The following is a 598-nucleotide window of genomic DNA, read 5'->3' on the forward strand; positions in this document are numbered from 1 at the left end:
AGGAGGAGGAACGCAGGCGTATCGCCGCCGACATCCACGACGACACCATCCAGGTCATCACCGCCGCGGGCCTGCGCCTGCAGCAGCTGCGCAGACGGCTGACGGACCCCAAGGACGTCCAGGTGATGGACAAGCTCGACGAGACCCTCAAACTCTCGCTCAGCCGCCTGCGGCAGCTCATCTTCGATCTGCGGCCCGCCAGCCTGGAGCACGGCAGCCTGGCCGCCGCCCTGCAGACCTTCCTCGAGCGGATGCGCGCCGAGATCGGCGTCCAGTACCGGTTCGAGGAGCGGCTGCAGACCGCGCTGCCCGTCGAGACCATGGTGCTCGTCTACCGCACCGCCCAGGAAGCCCTGACGAACGTGCGCAAGCATGCCCGGGCCAAGATGGTCCGCGTGCAACTGCTCGGCGTCGACGACGGCTGCCTGATGCGCATCGTCGACGACGGCGTGGGCTACGACCCCCTGGAAGTGGAGTCCCGCCCCGGCCACCTCGGCCTCACCCTCATCCACGAACGCGCCCAGATGGCGGGAGGCTGGAGCCGCGTCGAGAGCGAGCCGGGCAGCGGCACCACGGTCGAGTTCTGGGTGCCGCTCGC

The 598-nt window shown here is 69.7% G+C and carries 1 protein-coding gene; it reads left to right on the forward strand.

Features of this window, described 5'->3' with window-relative positions:
• Nucleotides 1-598 (forward strand): sensor histidine kinase (locus tag AQJ91_RS48215; protein ID WP_199848230.1); only part of this gene is annotated, 598 nt, incomplete at both ends.

The sequence above is a fragment of the Streptomyces dysideae genome, assembly GCF_001514305.1.
GTDB lineage: Bacteria > Actinomycetota > Actinomycetes > Streptomycetales > Streptomycetaceae > Streptomyces > Streptomyces dysideae.